Source organism: Nodosilinea sp. FACHB-131, assembly GCF_014695395.1.
In the GTDB taxonomy this organism is placed as follows: Bacteria; Cyanobacteriota; Cyanobacteriia; order Phormidesmidales; family Phormidesmidaceae; genus Nodosilinea.
In genome coordinates this window covers 64,858-86,566 of sequence record NZ_JACJOF010000003.1, presented here as the reverse complement: position 1 = coordinate 86,566, position 21,709 = coordinate 64,858, and the positions used below count along the sequence as shown (strand labels likewise).

Annotated in this window: 23 protein-coding genes; 3 read left to right on the top strand and 20 right to left on the bottom strand. The window is 57.0% G+C overall.

Translation table 11 applies throughout. From position 1 onward, the window contains the following. Positions 1-8 precede the first annotated feature (8 nt). Together H6F75_RS00565 and H6F75_RS00560 are read right to left on the bottom strand one after the other, a co-directional pair. Positions 9-893, bottom strand: a complete 885-nt coding sequence (locus H6F75_RS00565; RefSeq protein ID WP_190748195.1) for a hypothetical protein — start codon at positions 891-893, stop codon at positions 9-11. Positions 894-952: 59 nt separating this feature from the next. Next, positions 953-2,389 (bottom strand): hypothetical protein, encoded by a 1,437-nt coding sequence (locus tag H6F75_RS00560; protein ID WP_190748193.1) that lies wholly within the window; start codon positions 2,387-2,389, stop codon positions 953-955. Between the two features lie 126 nt (positions 2,390-2,515). On the opposite strand from H6F75_RS00560, the gene H6F75_RS00555 reads away from it, so the two are divergent. Then, positions 2,516-2,764, top strand: a complete 249-nt coding sequence (locus H6F75_RS00555; protein ID WP_190748191.1) for a hypothetical protein — start codon at positions 2,516-2,518, stop codon at positions 2,762-2,764. A 16-nt stretch (positions 2,765-2,780) separates the two neighbouring features. Here the strand turns inward: H6F75_RS00555 and H6F75_RS00550 are convergent, their stop codons facing one another. From H6F75_RS00550 to H6F75_RS00540, 3 genes are all read right to left on the bottom strand, one after another. Next, entirely contained in the window at positions 2,781-3,071 is a 291-nt protein-coding gene (locus tag H6F75_RS00550) for a hypothetical protein (RefSeq protein WP_190748189.1), read from the bottom strand. After that, entirely contained in the window at positions 3,064-5,685 is a 2,622-nt protein-coding gene (locus H6F75_RS00545; protein ID WP_206754656.1) for a minor capsid protein, read from the bottom strand. The genes H6F75_RS00550 and H6F75_RS00545 overlap by 8 nt, the downstream gene beginning before the upstream one ends. Before the next feature lie 255 nt (positions 5,686-5,940). After that, the gene (locus H6F75_RS00540; RefSeq protein ID WP_190748185.1) at positions 5,941-6,441 is read right to left on the bottom strand and encodes a hypothetical protein; all 501 of its coding nucleotides are present in this window, start codon (positions 6,439-6,441) and stop codon (positions 5,941-5,943) included. A 121-nt stretch (positions 6,442-6,562) separates the two neighbouring features. Here H6F75_RS00540 and H6F75_RS00535 point away from each other — a divergent pair, with 121 nt between their 5' ends. Both H6F75_RS00535 and H6F75_RS00530 read left to right on the top strand, forming a co-directional pair. Beyond that, entirely contained in the window at positions 6,563-6,787 is a 225-nt protein-coding gene (locus tag H6F75_RS00535) for a helix-turn-helix transcriptional regulator (protein ID WP_190748183.1), read from the top strand. A 376-nt stretch (positions 6,788-7,163) separates the two neighbouring features. Beyond that, positions 7,164-7,802 (top strand): hypothetical protein, encoded by a 639-nt coding sequence (locus H6F75_RS00530; RefSeq protein ID WP_190748181.1) that lies wholly within the window; start codon positions 7,164-7,166, stop codon positions 7,800-7,802. A gap of 65 nt (positions 7,803-7,867) precedes the next feature. On the opposite strand, the gene H6F75_RS00525 is transcribed toward H6F75_RS00530, so the two are convergent. The 15 genes from H6F75_RS00525 to H6F75_RS00455 form a co-directional block, all read right to left on the bottom strand. Next, positions 7,868-8,275, bottom strand: a complete 408-nt coding sequence (locus H6F75_RS00525) for a hypothetical protein (RefSeq protein WP_190748180.1) — start codon at positions 8,273-8,275, stop codon at positions 7,868-7,870. Between the two features lie 301 nt (positions 8,276-8,576). After that, a complete protein-coding gene (locus tag H6F75_RS00520) occupies positions 8,577-9,083 on the bottom strand; it encodes a hypothetical protein (RefSeq protein ID WP_190748178.1) in 507 nt (168 codons plus the stop codon). A gap of 3 nt (positions 9,084-9,086) precedes the next feature. Then, complete coding sequence (locus tag H6F75_RS00515) at positions 9,087-10,226, bottom strand: hypothetical protein (RefSeq protein ID WP_190748176.1); 1,140 nt, start codon at positions 10,224-10,226, stop codon at positions 9,087-9,089. Continuing rightward, complete coding sequence (locus H6F75_RS00510) at positions 10,223-10,999, bottom strand: acyltransferase family protein (protein ID WP_190748174.1); 777 nt, start codon at positions 10,997-10,999, stop codon at positions 10,223-10,225. Before H6F75_RS00510 ends, H6F75_RS00515 begins: the two co-directional genes overlap by 4 nt. A gap of 2 nt (positions 11,000-11,001) precedes the next feature. Further along, positions 11,002-11,808 carry a hypothetical protein gene (locus H6F75_RS00505; RefSeq protein WP_190748173.1) on the bottom strand — a complete coding sequence of 269 codons (807 nt, stop codon included), beginning with the start codon at positions 11,806-11,808 and terminating at the stop codon, positions 11,002-11,004. 5 nt (positions 11,809-11,813) lie between these two features. Further along, entirely contained in the window at positions 11,814-14,750 is a 2,937-nt protein-coding gene (locus H6F75_RS00500; RefSeq protein ID WP_190748171.1) for a collagen-like protein, read from the bottom strand. Between the two features lie 244 nt (positions 14,751-14,994). Further along, the gene (locus H6F75_RS00495; RefSeq protein WP_190748169.1) at positions 14,995-15,153 is read right to left on the bottom strand and encodes a hypothetical protein; all 159 of its coding nucleotides are present in this window, start codon (positions 15,151-15,153) and stop codon (positions 14,995-14,997) included. Positions 15,154-15,155: 2 nt separating this feature from the next. After that, positions 15,156-15,605 carry a hypothetical protein gene (locus H6F75_RS00490; protein ID WP_190748167.1) on the bottom strand — a complete coding sequence of 150 codons (450 nt, stop codon included), beginning with the start codon at positions 15,603-15,605 and terminating at the stop codon, positions 15,156-15,158. A gap of 85 nt (positions 15,606-15,690) precedes the next feature. Next, positions 15,691-15,870 carry a hypothetical protein gene (locus H6F75_RS00485; RefSeq protein WP_190748165.1) on the bottom strand — a complete coding sequence of 60 codons (180 nt, stop codon included), beginning with the start codon at positions 15,868-15,870 and terminating at the stop codon, positions 15,691-15,693. A gap of 198 nt (positions 15,871-16,068) precedes the next feature. After that, positions 16,069-16,263: a hypothetical protein gene (locus tag H6F75_RS00480; RefSeq protein WP_190748163.1), complete on the bottom strand. Its 195-nt coding sequence runs from the start codon at positions 16,261-16,263 to the stop codon at positions 16,069-16,071. A gap of 665 nt (positions 16,264-16,928) precedes the next feature. Next, a complete protein-coding gene (locus H6F75_RS00475) occupies positions 16,929-17,096 on the bottom strand; it encodes a hypothetical protein (protein ID WP_190748161.1) in 168 nt (55 codons plus the stop codon). Positions 17,097-17,355: 259 nt separating this feature from the next. After that, a complete protein-coding gene (locus tag H6F75_RS00470; RefSeq protein WP_190748159.1) occupies positions 17,356-20,088 on the bottom strand; it encodes a hypothetical protein in 2,733 nt (910 codons plus the stop codon). A gap of 5 nt (positions 20,089-20,093) precedes the next feature. Beyond that, positions 20,094-20,363: a hypothetical protein gene (locus H6F75_RS00465; protein WP_190748157.1), complete on the bottom strand. Its 270-nt coding sequence runs from the start codon at positions 20,361-20,363 to the stop codon at positions 20,094-20,096. Between the two features lie 2 nt (positions 20,364-20,365). Next, positions 20,366-20,917: a hypothetical protein gene (locus H6F75_RS00460; protein ID WP_190748155.1), complete on the bottom strand. Its 552-nt coding sequence runs from the start codon at positions 20,915-20,917 to the stop codon at positions 20,366-20,368. Between the two features lie 330 nt (positions 20,918-21,247). Beyond that, the gene (locus tag H6F75_RS00455) at positions 21,248-21,706 is read right to left on the bottom strand and encodes a hypothetical protein (protein WP_190748153.1); all 459 of its coding nucleotides are present in this window, start codon (positions 21,704-21,706) and stop codon (positions 21,248-21,250) included. Positions 21,707-21,709 lie beyond the last annotated feature (3 nt).

The window sequence follows — 21,709 nt, the reverse complement described above, 5'->3', positions numbered from 1 at the left end:
AGGAGGCCCTAAACGAAATAAATTTGGCCTAAGGACTTAGCGATATCGCTATCCCAATAGGGAAGCCGATCGCCGTAGACCGCAGCGCCTGTGAACCCGGCAATATCGTTGTCGAACTTGCCAGCGTCATGAGCTTCAAGAATCAGCCCCCAGGGCTTGCCCTCAGCGACACCAACAGGAGCGCCGATAGGCAGACTCACCGCAGCTGCTGCGGCCAGAGTGACGAGGCCAGTAGTAGCATTCACCCCGTTTGCGTCGATCGTGCCGACGGTTGCCCCGCCAGGTGTGACCGCCGATGCCGTAACCGTGCCCGCGCCGTCATCGGTCGCTAAGACCTCGAAAGCTTCTAGGGTGCGGCTGAACAAACTAACTACTGCACCGGCTGCGATCGCCTCGACAACAGTGCTCAGTGCCCCATCGCCATTGATAGCGGTGGCAACATTGGTTGCGATCGTGGCGAGGGTGGTAGACCCGGCAATGATGACTTTTGATTGACCGTTCACGGTGACGGTGATCTCGTCGTCAGCGGCCCAAGTGCCTGCGAGGGTAAGGGTGGCGTAAGGTCGCAGCACCTTGATCACGTCACCGGGTGCAAAGTATTGAGCGGCTTTGGTCTTGTAAGAGATGCCAATCTCGCCCAAGTTCAGCGCCGTGGTTGCGCCAGATGTGACCGCCGCCGCAAGCTTGGCCCGCAGACCCACGCGGTGCTTTGTCGCGCCTTCAATTTTGTAGAGAATGGTGCCAGGGCGAATAATCTTTTTGCCGCCAGCATCGGCTGCGATCTTGTCAGGGTCTACGGTCAACCCGCGTCGCGACAATAGCCCAGCGTCGGAGGCCACGATCACATCCTCTTGGGCAAAGCTGCCAGTCGATTGAATCAAATTAACGGCCACAGTTTCAGCCTCCTACGGCAAAGTCATTCATTGGTCAGGGAAAAGGGCGATCGCTCGGTCTAGTAGTAGCGCTTAGCGGCGGCGGATTTCACGACGGCATTAACTTTGGCCTGGTCAGCCTCGCTAATTTCGTCTTTATCGCGCAGGGGATTGTCGCCGATCGCCTGCTGGCCCATGAAGCTACCAAAGCGAACCGGCTCAGCATATTTGTCGGCGTATTTCAGCGCGGCTTCAATTTCGTCGAGCGGATCGCCCTGGGTTTCTTCAGACTGGATCGCTTGGCTAAAGCGCACCACGGCATCGGCGGTCGATTCGGTTTCAGGGAACCATTCGGCAAAGGCAGCGGGCTTGATCTTGCCAACGCTCAAAAGCTTCTGTGCTTTGGCGTAAAGGCGGGTGACGCGATCGCTCACCTTGCGCTCAAACTTCAGCGACTCGCCCTCGGCTTTGAGGTGTGCCACTACTTGCTCGGCTTCCTCAGCACGGTTCTCCTGCTGCTTGGCCTTAGCCTCTAGCTCATCAATGCGCTTCATCAGCCCCGCAATGTCTACGGTTTCAGCCTTGGGCGGCTCGGTCGTGGTAGCTTCGTTCTTGGGCTTGTTGTCTTCGGTGGCTTTGTTATCGGTAGTCATGGCGGTGGTTCCCTCCTGGATAAATTTACTCAGTGTCACAGGCGGCAATTCTGGCGCTGCAACTCCCAACATTTCAGTCAGCTTTGCGCTCAGATCCGCGATCGCCTGCCGGGTCAAGCCGTCGCGCGATCGGCCCTGCAACTCGTCATCCGTGGTGTTGCGAATGTTTCTCAGGACATCGTTGAAAACCATCAACGCCTGCCCCGTTCTTTCATCCATCGGGTCGTCGTAACGACCCTTGCTCTCGGCCATTGCGCCGTCAAGCGTCAGAGCAAAACGGGCGACAGATTCCTCGGGAAAGTATTTAGAGAAAAACATCGCGCCACGCACCGCTCCCCAGGGCACTGCTGACACCTCAAACACAGACCATTTGTTGCCGTTGGTGCGACCGCCGCTGGGGTCAAATGCGATCGATAGGGGCTTGATAAGTTTCTGGCTGTAGCGCTGCACCGCGTCAGTGCGAGTGATCAAGCCGTTGCCGAAAATGCCGTAGCGACCCACAAGGTCAGTAAGCCGTGGGTCAGGCAAATTCTCGGTGGTGATCTGGTCAACCGACAACCCTTCGTCTACGGCTAGCTTGCCGATCTTGTCGGCGTTTCTGTACCCACCGCCGCCTAGGTCGTGGTTGCTTTCGAAGATGGGGATGTCGTCGCCAGCGCTGTAATACTTGCGGGTCGCGCGCACGATGCGATCGAGGTCTGTCTTGGTGTATTTTCCTGGCTTGCCCGTAGCATCGACAAAATCGCCTTCGGTGAACAGCAGGGCAGGGACCAAAACCCCGTCGTCAACCTGTTCGGCTTCCGTCTTTAGATAAAGGAATGCGTCCTCATTGCGACGGGGTTCTGTGGCGAGTGCAGTAGGCATCTATAGAACACACAAGGGTTTCTACCCCCAAGCCTACCCGTGCCATTCCATGCACGGAACGCATTGGCCCAATTTGGGTACAGTAATTATTCATTGAGGTAAACTAGACACAAAACATATCTGCCCATGACCGCCCAGCCCCCAGAACTCGATCCAATTCAGCGACTGCGCCAGGCTCAACTTGATCGCGGCATCAGCGACGAAGCGCTAGCCAATCGACTCAACATATCAAGCAAAGCGTTGCGGCGAACAGTCTACGGCAGGCGATCGTATAGGGAAACTCGCGGCAAGCAGTTCCGCGAATCTCTTGAGATACTGGCAGCCATGCGCCGGGAACTGAAGCTGCAATGGGATGAAATATTCCCAGAGGATTAGGTCTGTAAAAAACTTCCTATATTATTGAGCCGTCGGGCAACTCTGACTGTGGCAAGGGCGGCGCAGACCCTTCAACCAATCGGGATTCGGTGTACCCACGATTTGCCATCAATATTGAGTGCAATGCTACGGGGGTATCAATATCAGGGTTAAAGAATCGACCATTTGGGCCATACTGCCCCGCCAAAAATTGCTTTATTTTGTCAATTTCGTTATTTGGGCCAGTCCAATCAAGTCTTGCGGGGGTATTCGGTGTAGGGCTATCAATGGTGACCACGACATCTTGAGCCAATTGATATTTAATCATCCGCAAAAATCCCCATCGTGATAAAAAAATGCTCTTTATCCTCTAAATAAAGCCGCCACATATCTTGCGGAGAGGTAAAGTGCTGTAAGCCCATAGAATAAACCTCTGTACTCTTATCAGAGTACGACTTAGCAGTGTACGCGCTGCTCCAGTGGTTAGGGAAGGCTACCTCTCCCTTTTCGTACCCCGGCAATTGTTGTGGGGCTTCTGCTGTTGAGCGGGATCTGATGATGGCGTTAGCTCTGTCCCTAAGAGTTTTTGACTCAAACTCAACGTGATGCCCCATCTCATGAAACATAACAGGACGATCAACCCCATTGGAGCTGGCCCCAACGTTCAAATATCCGTTCTGGCTGGCTGAAGCGCGATCGCCTGTATAAGCAACCTTCTTAAGGCTACGGCCACCCCTGCCATTAGTTAGTTGAACAAACTCGTTGAATGTATCCGCAAAATCTTGCTGTAGTGGTTTCAGTCTAGACGGCAGATCAAAGCTTGGATTTACGACTTGCCCCGTCCCTCGTCGTAGCAGTTGATCTCTCAGATCTGCCATTGCGGCTATTCCATCTTTGTCGCCAAACCTTAGCTTGTTCTCAGTGATCAATTCATTCATTCGGCTACGTCTAGCGATACGGCCTTCCACATCGCCACCGCCAAATCCATCTCGATCAATGGACAATGCTATCTCTAGTTCAAGTCTTTTGATTTCAGCTTGAGCTTCGGCTGCATCCTTTCTCACGGCGCGATCACGCTTTTCTAGCGTAGATCTTATCTTGGCAGGAATAGACCCAACCCCAGCAAGGATGCCTTCAGAAGCTGTGCCATCGTTGCTAATCTTTTCAATTCGCTTCTCTAACTCGGTGCGCTCTGCATAAAGCTTCTCACCCTCCTTTGCTATAGGGGAATTAAGGCGTTCTTCCCGCGATAACCCCGGATTATTGGCCCTGAATTCATCGTATCTAACCCTGTGATCTTCAATCACAGAATCTAACCTATCAAGCTCTTGATCAATGATGGGCAACTCTGTGTCCATCATTGCCTTACGCCGCTTAGCTCTTGTGATGATGCCACTCGCAGCTTGCGGTCCCGGCCTATCAGTCCACGAATCAAACTGAACATCTTTTTTGCTCCCTTGACTTTGCTGGGCTGCCTTGCCCTGAATCAACGCTTGCACCTCTTCAGGGCTAAGTTCCAACGCCCCTTCGCTAACCTTCCTCATCCCCATGCGTTCGTAAAACCCAATCGCATCAGGTACAGGCGCGACAACGAGGCCCTTCCCCTCCCTGGCTGCGTATTCCGCCACCTGCCGAAACAGCGCACGCCCTGAGCCTGGCTGCGTGCCGTCTGTGCCAAGGTTCTCGATTTCTACCTCACGCCGCCCCGCCTTAAAGCTCAAGAACCCGGTGTATTCGCCCGCGTCGTTGCGGGTAGCGGCTAGACCCACCTTGGGGTTCTGGGCATCGCTAAGGGCATTAAGTGCGCCCATCTTGCCCTTCACAGTGCGATCGTCGTCGCCATCCCCCGGCTTTAGCCGCCCTGTCGCGAGTTTGTCGTAGAGTTTCCCAACCTGCTGCTGTCGTTTCTCAGCTTGCTGGGCAGCCCCTGGGGCCCTGCGATCAATGGGGCTCATGATATTGGCCTTGATCGCCTTGGGCTCTGTCTGTGCCGTTACCCTCCCGCTGGCCTCAGATTTAATTGCCTCGCCAGTCGTGCGCCATCCCTTCGGCAAAGGCGCGATCGCACGGTTCGCCGGGTCATTTGCCGGGTCTGCGACCATCGCCTTGAACCGCGACAACTGCGACATCACCGCCCCAATGGTGGTTCGGCAGCGGTAGTGCCACGGAGGCGGGCCCCCAATCGTCGCCAGTTCACCCTTGGGCACGACCAACCCGTCTCTGGACTGGCACACGTCAGAGGTGCGCCGGTCACGAATTGCGATCACGCGCACGTAGTCAACGAGCTCCGAGTCGTTGAAACTCGCCATGCGCCCCGTGTTGTAGGCATAGGTTGTCTCGGTGCGTGCGATCGTCGTGGCCCTGCCCTTTGCCACGCCCAAGGTGCTCTGAATCCGCCGCAGCAACTCTGGCCGCGCGATCGGTTCGCCCGTCCCAGGCTGAGGCACGATCGCAGCAGTCAGATCACCCTTCAACCTCGTAAACACATCGTCGCTGAAATCACCCGCCAGCAAGTTCGCCCTGCCCACCACGGCGTCTACTGCATCGCTGTTGACTAACTGCTGTGGCTCCAGTGTCAGCACCCGCCGCGCGTCATCAGCCAGGGCAAAGCGGTGCACGAACGATCGCACCTCCTCCACCGCCGCACGCATCTCCTCAAGCCCCTGCCTCGCGCCCGCGTCAAAGCCACCGCCCCATAGCCCCACGATCGCTCGCGCTAGCCGCCCCGCCAGTGGCCATCGCGCCATGTTGATCGCACCCACATCGCCGTCGAGTAGCGCCTGCTCAACCCGCTGCAATAGCCCCTGGGTCTCCTCCTCAATGGCCGCCATGATCGCGGCGGTGGCTGAGTCCTCTACTTGCTGCTGCGCGGCTTCAATCTCTGCGATCGGGATGAGTAGCTCGTCGGCAAAGCGTAGATGCGGGGTAAATACAGAGTCCATATCGATCGCGGTACGGTGCCCCAATCATACCGCCGTATCGTGGGTGCGAGGGGTGCATGGGGTGCGACCCTTGAAACGCAAAAAAAAGGGAGTGTGTGCGAGCGAAAAAAATGGAATGCGATCACTCGAAAAAAATCGCATTTCGACCCCTGCACCCCTCGCACCCCCTGCACCCTATGGCCAATAAAAAGCCGCCATGGGTAGGCGGCACTAAAGTTCAAAAGAGTCACAATTCAATCACAGCAAGGATATTGATTAGCTGCCAACCCCATACTTGCTTTCTAGATCTATAAACTCAAAATCTATTTGCACTGTAGGGAATGATAGAGCCGTCTGCGGGTTGCCCCTGGTCACTGTCAAATATCCCAGGGTCGATCGCAGCACCGACATGTCAACAATGATGCAGGGCTCTTCAGCGTCCTGATACAAGTCAAGAATATCAACCATAGATTTCTCTACCCAGTAAAGGTAGTGCTGTTGCTCAGACTGCTGGTTGGTAGCCATCGGCATGTGCCAGCGCAGCTCACCCCGCCACCTATCCTCGCTCACGTTCACCCGCCCGGTGCGGTAGCAGCTGATCAGTGGATAGACCTTAGTGCTCAGCAAATCGGGGCGATAGGGTACCGCTACCCGGCAGGCATCCTCCCTGGGCTGATCGGCCTCGTCGAAGATGGCCCACAGGCGATCGTTCAGTGATGCCTTCAAGTGCTCGGCCAGTGCCTCCATCGGGCGATCACGCAGGGCATTGGGCAGCATGGCATTCCGTGGGAGTAACGATGCCCCAATCATACCGCCGTATCATTCAAGAGATAATTTGCGACCATTCCGAGATTAATGCTACTATTAGCATGATAGTAATGCCGAGGAAGGCCATGGAATGGCGGTAAAAAACAGGATCAAGGAGTTCGTTGATGCTCGAGGTATTACGCCGTACAAGTTTAGACAGGATGTTGGGATCGCCCAGCGCACCGCCTACGACCTGTACAACAAGCCTGAACAGTTGCCGCGATCATCGGTGCTTGACAAGATTTGCAATGCCTACGAAGTGCAGCCAGGAGAGCTGCTGGAGTGGGTAGGGCAAAGTGTTGATGTCAGTAGTTAGTGGAGGCGATCGCTGCCCTCGAAAGCAAAGCGATCGCCTTAGACCTATCCCCGTAGTAAACACAAAGGAAAGCCTGATGGAATTTTCGCATGATTTGGCGTTGGCACTGGTTCAATCTGAAGACCAGTTTCCTGTGGATATTGACGATGCTTGGCAGTGGCTCGGTTACTGTACTAAGCAAAAGGCCACAGAGAAGCTAAAAAACAATTTTGAGAGTGGTTTTGATTTCCTACCCAAAGGGGTAAAAAGCTCTACTGGTGGGCGTCCTAGCGAACACATCATTCTGACTGTTGACTGTTTCAAGTCACTGGGCATGATGGCAGGCACAGACAAGGGCAGGGAGATTCGCAAATACTTCCTAGAGTGTGAGCGACAGATGCAACAATCACTTCCCGCCCATCGTGATGACCTAGCGCCTTTCTGCCTAGAGCTAGAACTATCGCGATCTAGAGAACGATCCTTAGACCTTGCCTACAAACTCGCGTTGATTGACCCGGCGCTGGTGTCAGCGGCGCTTGGACATAGCAGTCCACCGATCGCCGCGGCCCCGCAGCCCGAGACAGTGCCGACGCCTAAGCCCGATGTCAGCAGCACTTGGGCATTCATTGACGAGTGCTTGAAGCCTGCCGACATCAAGGGGGCACGGCAACCTGTGCCGATCGATTGGCTGTATTCCTGCTACAAAGCATACTGCGTGGCGATCGGACGACTGCCCATTGGCGAAAACAACTGGAAAAGCGAAGTCAAATCAATATTGCCCTTTAACGTGGTGCGGCGTCGGCATGTTGGCGGCGAGATGGTTCCAATTGAATGGGTATGGATTGATGTACGGTTTGGCCTGTTCTGCTTTGACAATGGAGCACCCAAAATCATCCCTACTCGACTAGATGATGGCGGAGTCGCTGAGTTCCAGCAGTGGGCTAGGCAGTACGGACCACTCTACCCTTACGATCGCCGCACATTAGACAGCGATTTAGCGGCAATGGAATCTAGCTCAATGAATGCTCAGGGCTAATCCTTCTAAAGCAAAGCCCCTGGTAGAACAACTCTGCCAGGGGCTTTGCTTTGAGTCCGCGGTCGCTAACGGTAGGCTCGGCCAACAGCATTCATTGCCCGCACATGCAGAGGGAATAGCTTATCTTCGACGCTCTGCCCTGATGCGGCTACTGCGTCCCTGCCATCTCTAACCCGCAAAAGCGACTCGTAGCGCTCCCGGCGTTCTTCCTCAGTTTCATTGTCTAGCTGAGGGAACTCGCTGTAGATCATCTCGATCCTGACGTTGGTGTCAAACAGTTCGTTATAGATGGCATTGGCCTGTCCAACGTTGCGACGGCTAGCACCCAGCACCGTGATGTAGTCCATGTCCAAGCACTCGCCATTGGGCAGCACCATCACAGACATGCCGCAGTCAGTGACCTGGGCATGAGCTGGCAACACGGCGGCGGTTGTGGCGGCTAAGGCTAGAGGCAAGATCAATCGCTTCAACATAGTTAGACCTTTAATAATTCCAATAGTTACATCGCAGCCTTCTAGGTTCCGAATGCTTTGCTCAGCATTCATCGAACCATCATCATTCGGGCACTGCTGCCCACATCAGGAATATGCCCGCCACCGGCTACGCGATCGCACGGTCTTGTCACTGTCCCTTAATAGGGTGCAAAGGGTGCAGGGGGTGCAGGCCAAAAAAGCTCAAAAAAAAGGGGTGTGTGCTCTCCAAAAAAATGGAATGCGATCACACGAAAAAAATCGCATTTCGACCCCTGCACCCCTCGCACTCCCTGCACCCTTCCTACGACTTCCGCTGCAACCTATCAAAGGCCAGCGCGATCGCCTCCACTACGTCATCAGCTAGAGCATCGTGCACGAACAGGATCGGTCTAGCCAGATCAGGTTTCGACACACCCCAGAACACCCCACCGTGCAGCCCGCGCGCCTTGGGTAGGGAGGTTCCCACCACTACCTCATCAGCGCCTGACTGGAACACCGCCCCATTACCTGTGAATGATTGCTCTAGCTCACCGGTATCGCGCAGCAGTTGTCCGCCCGATCGCTCTGGTCTCCGAGCCAAATAGCTAGGGCTCAGCGGCGGCCAGTACACCCCGCCGTAGACCACGCCGCCTGACTCCACCGAGGGTGCCGAGGCAAAGCGCTCATCAACATCAGCGAGCACCACCTGCCGAATCTCACGGGCGATCGCGGGCTGCCCAATGTCGATCGCGGTTTGGTTGAGCTGGCGCACAATGCTGGCAAGTTCTTTTTCGTCGATTTGGACGCCGAGGCTGCGATCGTTTGCCATGGGTTACTCTTCTATGAATTCACATTTGGCGATTTGGATACTATGTCCGTCTGGAACGACAGGCAGTTGCACCGGGATAACGGCAATACGCTCGATCGAGGGGATTGTCGTATTGATGCCGAAAATGGTGACGGCGTTATTGGCAAACAGGTAAATGCGATCGCCCTGCCAATTGGTGCTGCCCGATGTGCCAAGTGCATCAATCCCGGGAACGTTAGCACCTCGGATCAAGTCGCGATGGCTGCCGTCGTAGTATTTACCTTCTAGGCCATCTAGAGAATAGATAGCGGCTGATAGATCGTTTTTGCAAATCAGCGATCGACCGTTTACGGTTACAGTGCTTTCACCAGGTTGCAGCCGCACCGTTGGGAGGATGTAGCTTCTTACTGGATTGCCTGAAATCGCTGAGCCTTCGGGGTTATCTGCCGTGCTCACGCTGACAATGCCAGAGGCATCAAAGCTTTGGATTTGGAAATCGTTCAGGTCTAAACCCCCAAACGAAAACGCAGCTTGGCCCCATGCCCCTTCGTGCAGCCAAAAGCCCCCCGGAGTGACGTTGTTGTTGGAAAAATTGGCGGCAAAGTCACTGTTTAATATTTCGGACGTGGCCACACTCTCGGGGTATATCCCTTCAAAAAATCGCGCCTCAAATGGCTCGATAGCCGATGTGACTGCGCCCACAGAAAATGCAGGGTCTTGATACGCCACCGTTAGCACGATTGCACTACCTGCCACGCTGCCGCCCAAATCTTGCATCATTTCAGCCGCGATCGGTGCCCGGTCCCCAATATCCAGGCCCTTAGCCAGGAATAGCCTGTTATCGCTATTTCGGCGAATAATGAAGCTAAAGATGATCATCTTAACGGGCACACTGCCGCCCCGTCGTTGCCTAGACTCGACCTCGCGCACGCCCAGTAACCGAGTTGCTGCCACAGGCATGCAAGCCCAACCCGTCGTCGTAAGCACTGCGACCACTGGTCCAGGCGCGATCGCACTGAGGCACCGCGCCTGGAATGGTCGCCCGTTGAACCGTAGCGAGATGGTGGTGCCCGCATTCCCACCGCTAGGAGCAGATGACTGCCGCACTGTGGAGGCTTGCTGTACTAGATCCGTTAGTTCTTTGGCAGTGCGATCAAGCGTCATAGAATCAATAAGTTCCAGACTATGGGATGAAGTAAATAGATCTGGTAGCTATATTTGCCTAGGATATCGGCGGGCGATCGCCACTTCACCAAGGCTGCCACCAGGCCACACCCCGCCACAATGAGTAGAGGCCGCAGCCAGGAGATAGCCCAAGGCGTCGGCACTAGCAGACACAGCGCCAGCCACGACAAAGGCCATACCCAGCTAGCGCTCAGACGAGGCACCAGCAGGGCACCAGCGAAGAATGCCGAGGCCTGCACCGTGGGATTGATCCACGCCGCCCACTGCACCGCCAGTGTGTAGTCAGGGCTCAGCATGGCCCAACCAATAGCCACAGACGCCGCCACGATCGCCCAGCCCGTCCACTGGCTAAAGCCACCTAGCCCCCACAGCCAAAACCAGGCATAAAACAGTGCCTCACAGCCGATCGCCCATGCCCCGGTAGCGATATAGCCACGCAGGTCAACGATGGGCCACAGTAGGATAAGGTTGAGAACCAGCGATCGCAGGCTAGGCCATCCTGCTAGCAGCACCGTGGCGATCGTGGCTACCCAAAACCAAGGCAAGATGCGCTGTGCCCGCCTTCTCCAAAATCGCCGCCAATTCACTGGGACTTGGTAGCCCTGGGCTAGACCATAGCCGCTCATCGTAAAGAACAGCACCACCCCAAATTGCGCCAGATTTACGGCCCAGTCGGCGGGCTGCCCAATGCCCCAAGCCCAATAATGGTAGGCGGCAATGAACACCGCGATCGCGCCTTTAAGTGATGCCAAGATTAGATCCCAAGCTCTGCTATCCAATAATCTTCGATCGCTTCCACCTCAGTATCGGTCAATCGTCGGTTGAATAGCGCCTTGAATGGCATTTCGCCGGTCAGATAAAACAAGTTACTGCCGGTTCGAGCCAGGTTGAGAGGAAATGTACTATCGCCGTTCGATGCAACTCCAAAATTGTTGCTATCAAAGGCTATAACTTGCGTGCCGTCTACATTGGCTCTAAGAGATGACGATCCATCAAACCGAACCACAATGACATGTGGCCCTGTGCCAAAAAGCCTCCCGTCTAACGATTGCCTGTCCTGCAATGGTTCGCCCGAGACACCCCGGCCAATAAAGATTCGGAGACGATCGACCGCAGGCACCACGGCTCGGTTGTCATAGAAAATAGTGAGCCCAATGTTGGCTGATGAAATGCCCACTGTGTCTAGCAATGTCATCAGCACATTACCGGGATTGCTGAGGTTTTTCTTAAACGCCAGTACCGCAGTAAAGCCATTGGTGTTATGCAGGAAGTTCCAATCGTTGTTGTCGCCTACCTGAAAGAAGTCGCCGCCATCATAACTCAGGCTGGGCTTGGCATTGACCAAGCTTGCCGTCGGTCTAGCCGCACTGGTCAGTTGCTCAACATTGATCGCGCTACTGCCTCGCGTAATGATGTAGCCCACTGGGTTGCCCGTGCCTGACGCCGCGCCGCCATTGCTTTGGAATATTTCATAGTTAGCGTTGGCGTACCAGTACAGATCGGGCGTGGCCAAAATCGGATCGCCAAGTGCAGGGATAGCTGCTGCTGCTCCATAAGCCATAGGGATCATGCTGCTAAATCTCCAAATAACCACCAGGTGTTGGTGTCAATCTTGACGAGTGTTGCCGCTGAGTACTGGCCCGACAGCTTGAGGTAGCTCGACTTGCTTTGAATGATTACCCCACTTGCCGCTATCACTGAAATTTGCCCCGCACCACCCTGCCTGATGACAATTTGAGTGCCCACAGGGAAAGCGACGGTGGCGTTAGTGGGCACCGTCAGCGTGATCACCCCCGCGCTGGAAAGCGTCACCAGCTTATATTCATCGGTCAGCGCCAGAACGTAGTTGTTCGTTTGAAAATTGATCTGAATGTTGGTGTAGGGGATGCGCCGCTCATTCCCTAAGTCATCAAGAAAATGTAAGAAATTATCAGTCTTGGCGTAAAAGGTGACATTGCCGCTGGCAGGCGTGCTTGGTGTGCTGCCTTGCTCTGCCAAAATAATTGTGGACGCTGATGATACTGACCCCGTTGCCCCGTCTGCCCCATCCTCGCCAGCCTCCGCTAGCAGCTGCCAAAAGCTGGTGTTTGTGGGCAGGTTGCCAGTTGTAGGCGCGATCGCAATGTAGCTGCTGCCCAAATAGCTCACCGAGTCTGCCACAGCGTAGGCAGTTGAGCCGTTGTATGCGCCCCTAGGGTTGATGCCCGCCCCTGGATCGCCCTGTGGCCCCGTCGCCCCCGGCGGCCCCGCTGGTCCGATCGCGCCTGTAGCTCCGGTAGGTCCCGCTGGCCCTGTTGCCCCCGGCGTCCCCGCAAAGACAAAGCCCACGACCACATCGCTCGACAGCATGCCGCTACTGCTGATGGCAGAAACCGCGATCGCATAGTAGCCCGCTTCCTCCGACACAAAATCCACGTCGTAGAAAACGTGGCCGCCATTGTCGAAGCGATTGGCGATCAACACCTTAGCCGCAGGTTGCAGCTGCTCCAGAAATGAGGTTGCGTCTATGCCGTTCTGGGCTGTGGTGCTGACATAAATCTCAAAGGCATCACCCGGCACCGGATCATTGAATGACACCTCAGCCGCCCCAGGTGGTGCCGTCGTTGCCGAACTCAGACGGTAGAGCAGTTGAGTGCCGCCCGCGCCTGCCCCTGCTGCAAGCTCCGCCAAAGTCACATCGACCTCGCGCAGCCAATCCCCCACAGGCGACTCGGGTTCATGCTGGATCGCAGTCACCTGTCCGCCGTCGTAGACATAGGCGAAGCGCACCCGGTAGCTGCCCGCCGTCAGGTCGCTAGTGCCAGCAGGCGATGCAAGCGACGCATCGCCTGGGGCAAACAGCGAGTAATTGGCAGATGGCGCAACCGGGATTGACGCGGGCATAGCATCGGCACTGGCCAACGACGCGATCGTCACCTCCTGCGTGGCCGTATCCGTCACAGGGAACAGGTACTCCCACAACTCGCCATCAGACTGTCGTTCCAAGTACACAGCCATTTGCGGCGGCGTGAAGGTGCCATCGCTACTGCCCGCCAGCACCGACGTGGCCCCACTCGGCTCGGGATAGTCCGATCGCACCACCCTGCCGTGGTTCACCGTCACCGTGAGGGTATCGCCCGCCCCCACCACCGCATAGCTGCTCGCAGCCCCCGCAGCCGATCGCCCCGCTGCCGTCGACACCTTGGCCCTGATCGCCTCCTGCTGCCCCGGAGCGCCGTCGTCTACATAAGCGATGCTATTGCCATTGACGTGCACGAACTGCCCCGCCGTGTTCTCCGCGAGGCCCACCACCTGCTGCTCACCCACCACAGGAAATGCTAGGGTGCCTACCGCAGCTGCACCGCTCAAGACTTTGACGCCGCTGCCGTCGGGCACCACCCGCAGGCGATCACCCTCAGGCGCGATCGCATTGCCAAAGAACCCCGGCAGTGGGTTGACGCTACCTGCCTGGGTGTAGGCCCGCAGCTTCACCGAAATCTTTGCCCCCTGCACCAAGTCTGCGGCCTCTGCCAGCGAAAAGTCAGGGGCCACAGCAAACTCTGCTGCCTCACCCGACGGAAGATCTTTCTCCAGTACATGTGACCCTGCCTTGCCATATGTGTAGGTCTGCTCAGCCCCGACCGTCATGCCGGAGGTGTCGATCGTGCCATCACTCGGATCGACATAGCCCGTGAAGCGATACTTCAACAGCCCATCGAACTGGGCCGATCGCTCCACACCCCCGTCGTAAACCAACAACCCCACCCGCGTGCCTTCTGCCGTTGCTGGCCCTCCACCGGTGCGGCTGCCGAAGAACCAATACCTAACCGCTGTCCCTGTGCTGCCGTCTACGGCATAGGGCGGCGGTGCGATCACTTTGTCGAGGTCTAGGGCACTGAGAGCGCGATCGCATCCTCCTGCCGCCAAGGTATCGGTGATGTAGGTGCTGAACCCCTGGATCGCGTGCCACCGTCCGATCGCTGCTGGGAATACGGTATCGCTGTCTGCTGTGGCGATTGACTCGGCCCGATACTCAAGAATACGCCCGGTGCTATCGCCAATGTTCAGCACCTCGCGCACCATGCCGTTGATCAGCGCATCGCTCACAGGCAATGCCGCCAACGTCGCCACCTGCTGCCCAGTGCCCACAACAATGTGCTCGGGCTCGTCTAGATAAATGGTGGCGGGTAAGCTACGGGGCGTGATTTGATCGCTGTCGTAGGCCTGCACGATCGCGATCTGTCTAATGCTGTTAGCCGTGCCGGGCGTTGCTGCGATCGAGATGGTCCACTCGTGAATGTCCTCCCCCGCTGCCCGTGCCGTGGCTGGAATGGTGATGCTGATCCGTTGTCCTGCGGTGTAACTGACGCTCTGTAGGGCGGTGGGGAGGTTCCAGCCTGCGCGGTTGCGGCCCTGGTACGTAAGCTCAATAGTGCCGCTGCCGCTGAGATTGCCGCCGCTGACTGCTGCGATCGTCGGGGCGGGCAACGTCTGGCGAAGGGCGGCGTATTGTACGTGGCTCATGGGGCGATCGCGCTGGGTGGAATGCCCCTATTGTACGCGCGGAACGCTGAGCATCATTCGTATTCAGCGCCAAAGTGAATCATGAAGCACAGCCAGCGAAAGAAAACCCAGCAATCGTAGGACAATGCTGCTTCGCCTGCGCGGTAATGGGGCATCCATTGCCAATTGAAAACATTGATGGCCAGCTTAAACCTGATGCCCGCTATTTTTCGACCGTTGTATTTACCTTTAGGCCATTTCATTGTCAGAATATTTCATCCATAACAGCCTCGATCGCACCCAAGGCCACCACATCCGGCACGGGTTGCGCCAGGATGCGACGGCGATCGCGGGCTAGGTCGGTCGCCATGATCGCGGCGGGATCGGGGCGCATCTTGCGGGTGAGAGCGTTGCGGCGGGTCATGGTTAAAACGGTGGTACAGCTATTTTGACGCGATTGTCTCCTGCCTCAACAGCTTCTAACAATTCCCAATCTTCTTCCCAATGGAATGAGCGGCTAACCGTTACAGCCACCGACTGTACATAACAGTCCTCTCCATAGCTCCAATACTTTTCGCCGTCGGTGTAGAAGCTGCAAGGTATTTCGACAATGACATCGTCGGCAATCATTGCCTCCTGCACCTCATCGTCGGCCCATTGCTGAGCCATGCGCCAGGCCAGTAGCCCCAGAATGAGGCAATGCCCCACAATTTCGCCGATGAGTCGGTAGCGCTGTTGTGCATTTGCACTAAAGAATGCCTCGTAGTACCACTCAGCCCCCAGCACACCCCAGCGGGCGGCAGTTAAAGCGTAGGCGATGGCGGTGTCGCCAATAGATTGGGCAATGCCATGAGCAAAACAGTTGGTGTTGAACATGATCGTAATTCCCGAATAGTGGTTTGTAGTGCCCGTGAAGTGGTGGGCGGTGTGGGCAGTTTTGCGCCGTGCCCAGGGCGTGGAATTAGAGGCCTAGGGCGGCTCTGAAGCGGGCGAGGTCGTCATCTTCGAGGGTGTAGTCCTTGCCGCTGGCGGTGGTCACTTCCCAGGAGTCGTCGTTGGTGCGATCGATGTCGGAGATCTGCATCAGGTTGATCGTGTACTGGGCCGTTTCGTCTCCTTGGAAAATGTCGAATAGTTGCATGGTGGAATTCCTCGGTGGGTGGGGCAGCGGTGTAGTGGGTGCTGCATGTAATCAATTTATATCCGATTGAGTGTTACGTCAATACCGATCTCGAAATATCTGGCACACCACGCTGGCACAGTTGTTTTGTTCAAGGAATGTAATGTTTATTTCGTTCGGGATACCGTGTTAGCCCCGGCGTGAACCGGGGCATCGGTGCTAGCTGTGCGCGGCGACCAACTCGTTTGCAGCCTCGAAAAGCCCCAGAGTGGCAGCGGCGGCCTCGTCGAGTCGGTTGGCCGCTGTCCCCAGTGCGTCGCCGTAGTCGTTAAACATCCGGTTGAGCAGTGCGGTAGCGGTTGCCTCGTCGCCAGCGTTAACAGCGTTCAGGTAAGCGGTAGAAATCGCATCCATGGTCGTCATCTCCGTGGTGAGTACAACTGCGGGCTATTTTGCCCCTCCCTAGGGGTGGTGTGCCCTGTGGCCCCCGTCGTGGGCTCTTCCCCCACTGCCCTTGCGGTTTTCTCCCCGCCGGGCATGTATTTAATTTATATCCGATTGAGTGTTACGTCAATATCGCGGGCGGAATATCTGGCACATAATGCTGGCACACTATTCCGCGCTTTTGTTCTTTTTGCGATCGCGGGCCTCATTCCCAGTCTTGCCAGTACGTGCACGACTTGCCCTAGTCCGCTCTTTCTCTGCTGTGCCGCCCCTGGTGCCGTGACGATAGCCGCCCTTCGGTTTTGGGTTTTTGACCAGTTGTTTGCCGCACTCACGGCACCGCCAGCGCTTGCCAGCGGAATTCATAGGTGAATGCCCACAGGCGGGGCATTGAGGCGCATCGGGGTTTGTCATGGGGTCACCATAGGGTAGAAACAGAAAACCCCGGCACTATTGCAGCCGGGGTTCCGTGCCTGAGTTCGCGTCACTGGCCGGAGGTGGCGGAATTTGTATACCGGGGATCCCGCCCGGTTGTTATCAATGTAGCGCCTACTGACTGTTACGTCAATACCGATCGCGGAATATCTGGCACACCCCACCGGCACATCACCTCAGCACGATCGCGACACACTGCCCTATCGCGCCTGAACCCCTCTGCCGCCCGTGCTTCGCTGTTCCAGATTCACCACCTGAGTCGTGCGCCCCTGGGTGATCTCCAGTGTCGTGGCGGTCGCCTTGAATTTGGGCTGCTGCGCCTTGAGCAATGCGGCGAGCTGTGCGGCGGTTTCTGCGATCGTGCTCATGATTTGCTCTATCAGGTAAATTACTGCCGTCTAAAGTGAACGTTCAGTCCCAGCAAAGTTAAGCGAAATTCTCGCCAATCCCTTTTCCAATAACAAAGGCGGGGATGAATCGAAAACGAAATTTTCCATCCAGAACCGTAGAGAAACTTAGACGACACCCATCGGAACAGCAATAGGCGGCTGTCGCCTGGATTGTTGTATTTTCTGCCCTGTGTATTGATCTGGAGCTGATTCATGAAAGTACCTTTCTTAAAGTTCACTAATAATTCCCCCTAGTCCTACTCTTCACTGCCAACGGCAACAGACCCCCCAGCGTCGTCAACCGATCAAACCGATTCCCCACCACCAGATCGCCGCCCCCATCTGCACCGCCCCCGCCACCCGACGCAGGCAGATCGATCGCACTAAACGACAGCAGCGTCCCGGCATCGACCCATCGCGCTAGACTCAGCACCACCACGCCCCGCATCCCATCGCGATCGAACTCGGGCTGCCACTCGCAGGACTGCACCCACCGCCGCCGCACCTCCCCGGCATCCTCGTAGATAAACATGTCGCCAGGCCTGATCGCATCGTTCCAGGCGATCGTCACCTGCTCTGACGTGCCCTGCTCCAAGTTCTCCAGCGTCGCGTCTGTCCGTGCCGCCGTTAGCCCCTGCTCCAGCGTCGCCGCCCGTGGGTAGTTGAGTTGCTGCCCTAGAGTCTGCGTCGGTGCCCCTGAGTTCAGTAGGTAGAGCCGTTGCCCTGCTGCCTCATCATCGCCCGCTGTGCTACCCTCGTTGCCCTCTGGCGGTGCCTCTTGCGTGTACTCATGTGGCAAGCGATCTGCCTCGCCAGGTCGCCCCTCGTAGTCCTGAAACTGCGTATTCTCCAGAGAATTGTCGTACTGCCCATCTTGGGCCGTAAAGCCAGACGAATAATCGGTGTAGCGATCAGGGGTGCGATCGCCCGGTTGCTCGGCCCCACCAATCCTGATGCGACGCTTTCGCCCTGGCTCCAACTGCCTGGCCATGCGGCTGAATTCTTCGCGCCCACTGATCAGCGGTGGCAGCGGTGCATCATCGGCACTGTCTGGGTTAGGCGTCGAGATGAACGCGATCATCTCCCGGCTATGCGAGGCCACGAACATAGGCTCGGCATAGTTTGGATTGCGCAGGTAAGTGCTGGCCTGGGTGCCATCGGGCAGGGTGTACTGCACGACCTCGCCCTGCTGATCGCGCACGTCGATGTTGTCGTAGTAGTCACGGTGCTGGCGCAGCAGTTCTCGCTCTCGTTCAGCGATCGGCACCTGCTGAAATTGGTACAGCTTCAACTCAGGATCGCCCGAGCCCAGGCCCAGTGTTTCGGGATTCGTCGCTGTCTCTTGCTTGAAGCGCCCCAGCCGCCAGCCTGTGGTGTTCCAGCCGTAGGCGTAGCCCGTGTTTGCCCGATCGATCGCACGTTCCTTGCGGGTATATTCCACAACCTTCCACCACGCCGACGGCACACCCCGCAACTCGCCGTCATCGTTCGTGGCCTGCGCAGCCGTGAACGCATAGCCGTAGCGCCATTGCTCGACCAGCACGATGAAGCCATCTTCCTTGCGCGTGCGGGTGAGCGTCTTGGTAGGGCCGCTCTGATCGAAGTTCAACGACACATCCCTCACCGCGATCGCGCCCGCAGGCGGCAACGTCGGGTCAGGATCACCCTCGCCCAGCACGGTCACCTCGCGGCGATTCTTGACCCAGCGCGATCGCCCGTCGCCATCGGCTAGTGTGCCCTCGCTTTCGTCTGCCTCAGCCACCTCGCTGAACTCGCCAGTGAGCTGCACATTTTCCCACTCAATTATTACTCCGCTGCCCGATTCCTCGCGCAGGGTGTAAGGCGCGATCGCACCGGGCAACGACGGCAGTCCCGGCACTGGCTCAGGCATCAGCAACGACTCGCTAGGCATGAACTGCGAAGGCGTCGACACGGCCCCCACGTCCTGAACCAGGGTGTCGCCAATCAGCGCCGCGCCTCGATAGTCCCAGACACGGCCACCTGCGATCGGCTTCATTCTGATCGCATCGGCACTGCTGTAGTCAATAACTGAGGCATTAATGCGGGTGAAATCGCCTACCTCCTGGGCAAAAGTTGTAGACTCACCCGGCCCTGCATTCTCCGGCACTGGCACCACACCCGCAGGCCCCTGGTACACCGCACCGATCACATCTGCGATTTCTACGAGGCTAACCGAGGCGGCGACCACTTCATCGCCCACGGCTGCGTCTGCCTGGCCCGCGCTGAACTGCCCCAGCTTGCGCCAGGGGTAAGGTTCTTCGACGTAATTCTGCCACTTGCCTTCAAGGCCAATGCTAACAACGTGCAGACCCACAGGAAAGTCACGGCGCGATGCTGTAGCGATCCGCATCTGCCCGCATCTGAAGCCGATGCCGTAGAGTGAAAACTCAGTGCCCTTACTCAATAGTGACTTGACGGCGGGAAGTGTGACATCGTTGGCCTGAATCTCGAGCGATCCGCCGGGGTGTTCCTCCACCGACACACCCCACGACAGAGCCCGCAGCTGCACCTGCCTGGCAAAAGGCGGCACCACCTGCACCAGGTCAGTGGTCAGCACCGATGCCGCCGCGATCACGCTCACCGCCTGCCCCGGCACTAGCTCAAACCCCTCGCCCAGGGTCAACTCGATCGCGCCTGTGTAAGGGTTGAAAACAAACTCACCCGGCTCTGGTGCCTCGACATCTACCGCCGGACGCCACACCGCGCCCCCACTGCTGCCCACCGCAAAGACCGCCACGGCATCGGTCGTCACGGTGTAGGTGCTGCCCGCGATCGTGCCCGTCGTGGCGATCGTCGTGGGGTGTTGCTGCGCGATCGGTGGGGCGTAGTCTACGGTAGCGAGGGGCCCGCCGCCGTTGGTTCCGCCTGCGATCGTGCTGAGCAAGCCCCCTGGTGATGTGGTGGGGGTGGCAATGGTGGGGAGATAAGGGTTGGCGAGAGTCCAGGGCATTGGGGTTAATACGTTTGATAGTCGAGATCTTCAGGTTTAACTTCCTGGCTTGTTCCCGGGGCAATGATCTCTTGCTGCAAAGCGTCATCGTCAACGCTGTCTAGCAACTCGGCATACCGATCAAAGTCACCGTCAACGATCGCAGCCTGCAATGGGTTAATTTGCTTGAGCCATCGGGGTGCGACTTCATACCGCTGCATCGCCCTAACGGTGCTCTCTTCAAACTTCTTACGGTATCGTTTTTGGTCTTTGGCCGATAGCTGGTGAAACTGCACGGCTAACTCACCTGCCTAAACGTTATCGTCACCGGCCCCTGCTCCGACCACGGCCCGATCGCACGACCCACCACCGCGCCCATCTCCCCTAGCTCGATCGCACCATGCCGCACTGTTACGGGCTCGGTATTGCCCGCGATCGCCGTGGCCCAGTCCGCTAAGTCTGGCCTGCAATAATCGTACAGCGTCACCAGGGACGCAGCGCCACCACTCATGCCCGAGGTCGCGTGCAGCTCATACACCGCCTGCAATACCCGCACTGTGGCCGCGTTGACTATCGCTGTGATCTCTATGTCCACGTCCTTGCCAGGGGTGTAAGGCGTGAATGTGGCGCGATCGTAGTTGAACCGTAGCCCCTTGTTTTCCCGGTTGCGCTCTCGTCGCTTATAGCCGTCAGGGGTAGGAAACACCCGCAGCAGATCATAAACAACGCCCCCGATCGTCACAGTGCCATCAAAGGCATCGGCGGGAGCGTCGTAGGTAGTTTTCAATGTCTGGGGTGCCGCGATCAAGATGCGCTTGCGGGTGCGGCGGCTGATGTCACAGGGAGGCATGGCAAGGGTGCGATCGGGCTGAGTCTATTGTAGCTGTGGGTTATTCATTACCAACCCCAAGCCAAATAGCTTTACCTGCAATAGTCACCGTTCACGTTTCGCCCTATCAGATTCCATCTTCTCTCTTAACCGTTTCATAGAGCTCGCTATCCTATCATCTATAGCTGCCAACTGCTCATCCATCTTACGCAGCTCTGCTCGATGGCGACTGTAGGCAAAGGCTTGCGAGGCTAAGGAGCCTACTACTACCGAACCCAACACAATCGCTGCCTGTGCTGTATCTGAATCCATAACTAACTCACCTGCCTAAAAAAACTACATTTAAGCCCATTACCGCACTATCCCCACGCCTACTCCAGCCGATCGCTCATCCGTCCGATGCAACTCCCCCTCGTGCCCGCGCAATGCCTTCGCGCGATCGAGGTCTGTCCCACCATAGCCCGCATAAACTGCGTCACCAGTAGGGGGCCACAACTCCATGCACCACGCAACCTCCGGCAACGACTGATCGCACAGTTCCACAAACTGCGCCCAGGTCTCAGCATCGAATCCTAGCCGCGCGATCGCCCTGTCCCGTGCATCGCTCGTCGCGCGGTACATAGTGCACCAATGTAGGCACTGGGCTATCTGCACGGCGGCGGTGTCTTGGTCGATGACAGCGCGGCGGCGGGGCACCTGCACTTGGATCGAGCACACCTGCTCGACGTCGGCACCGAAGAAATAGGCTTCGTAAAGCAACGGGGTGCCCCAGGTGCGATCGTGCTGTCTGCGGCGTTTAGCTTGGCCCATTGT

What these genes read in the sequence shown, in the direction of transcription:
- H6F75_RS00560 (WP_190748193.1), bottom strand. Translation starts at nt 2,389, where the DNA reads ATGCCTACTGCACTCGCCACAGAACCCCGTCGCAATGAGGACGCATTC.
- H6F75_RS00555 (WP_190748191.1), top strand. Translation starts at nt 2,516, where the DNA reads ATGACCGCCCAGCCCCCAGAACTCGATCCAATTCAGCGACTGCGCCAG.
- H6F75_RS00550 (WP_190748189.1), bottom strand. Translation starts at nt 3,071, where the DNA reads ATGATTAAATATCAATTGGCTCAAGATGTCGTGGTCACCATTGATAGC.
- H6F75_RS00545 (WP_206754656.1), bottom strand. Translation starts at nt 5,685, where the DNA reads ATGGACTCTGTATTTACCCCGCATCTACGCTTTGCCGACGAGCTACTC.
- H6F75_RS00540 (WP_190748185.1), bottom strand. Translation starts at nt 6,441, where the DNA reads ATGCTGCCCAATGCCCTGCGTGATCGCCCGATGGAGGCACTGGCCGAG.
- H6F75_RS00535 (WP_190748183.1), top strand. Translation starts at nt 6,563, where the DNA reads ATGGCGGTAAAAAACAGGATCAAGGAGTTCGTTGATGCTCGAGGTATT.
- H6F75_RS00530 (WP_190748181.1), top strand. Translation starts at nt 7,164, where the DNA reads ATGCAACAATCACTTCCCGCCCATCGTGATGACCTAGCGCCTTTCTGC.
- H6F75_RS00525 (WP_190748180.1), bottom strand. Translation starts at nt 8,275, where the DNA reads ATGTTGAAGCGATTGATCTTGCCTCTAGCCTTAGCCGCCACAACCGCC.
- H6F75_RS00520 (WP_190748178.1), bottom strand. Translation starts at nt 9,083, where the DNA reads ATGGCAAACGATCGCAGCCTCGGCGTCCAAATCGACGAAAAAGAACTT.
- H6F75_RS00515 (WP_190748176.1), bottom strand. Translation starts at nt 10,226, where the DNA reads ATGACGCTTGATCGCACTGCCAAAGAACTAACGGATCTAGTACAGCAA.
- H6F75_RS00505 (WP_190748173.1), bottom strand. Translation starts at nt 11,808, where the DNA reads ATGGCTTATGGAGCAGCAGCAGCTATCCCTGCACTTGGCGATCCGATT.
- H6F75_RS00500 (WP_190748171.1), bottom strand. Translation starts at nt 14,750, where the DNA reads ATGAGCCACGTACAATACGCCGCCCTTCGCCAGACGTTGCCCGCCCCG.
- H6F75_RS00495 (WP_190748169.1), bottom strand. Translation starts at nt 15,153, where the DNA reads ATGACCCGCCGCAACGCTCTCACCCGCAAGATGCGCCCCGATCCCGCC.
- H6F75_RS00490 (WP_190748167.1), bottom strand. Translation starts at nt 15,605, where the DNA reads ATGTTCAACACCAACTGTTTTGCTCATGGCATTGCCCAATCTATTGGC.
- H6F75_RS00485 (WP_190748165.1), bottom strand. Translation starts at nt 15,870, where the DNA reads ATGCAACTATTCGACATTTTCCAAGGAGACGAAACGGCCCAGTACACG.
- H6F75_RS00480 (WP_190748163.1), bottom strand. Translation starts at nt 16,263, where the DNA reads ATGGATGCGATTTCTACCGCTTACCTGAACGCTGTTAACGCTGGCGAC.
- H6F75_RS00475 (WP_190748161.1), bottom strand. Translation starts at nt 17,096, where the DNA reads ATGAGCACGATCGCAGAAACCGCCGCACAGCTCGCCGCATTGCTCAAG.
- H6F75_RS00470 (WP_190748159.1), bottom strand. Translation starts at nt 20,088, where the DNA reads ATGCCCTGGACTCTCGCCAACCCTTATCTCCCCACCATTGCCACCCCC.
- H6F75_RS00460 (WP_190748155.1), bottom strand. Translation starts at nt 20,917, where the DNA reads ATGCCTCCCTGTGACATCAGCCGCCGCACCCGCAAGCGCATCTTGATC.
- H6F75_RS00455 (WP_190748153.1), bottom strand. Translation starts at nt 21,706, where the DNA reads ATGGGCCAAGCTAAACGCCGCAGACAGCACGATCGCACCTGGGGCACC.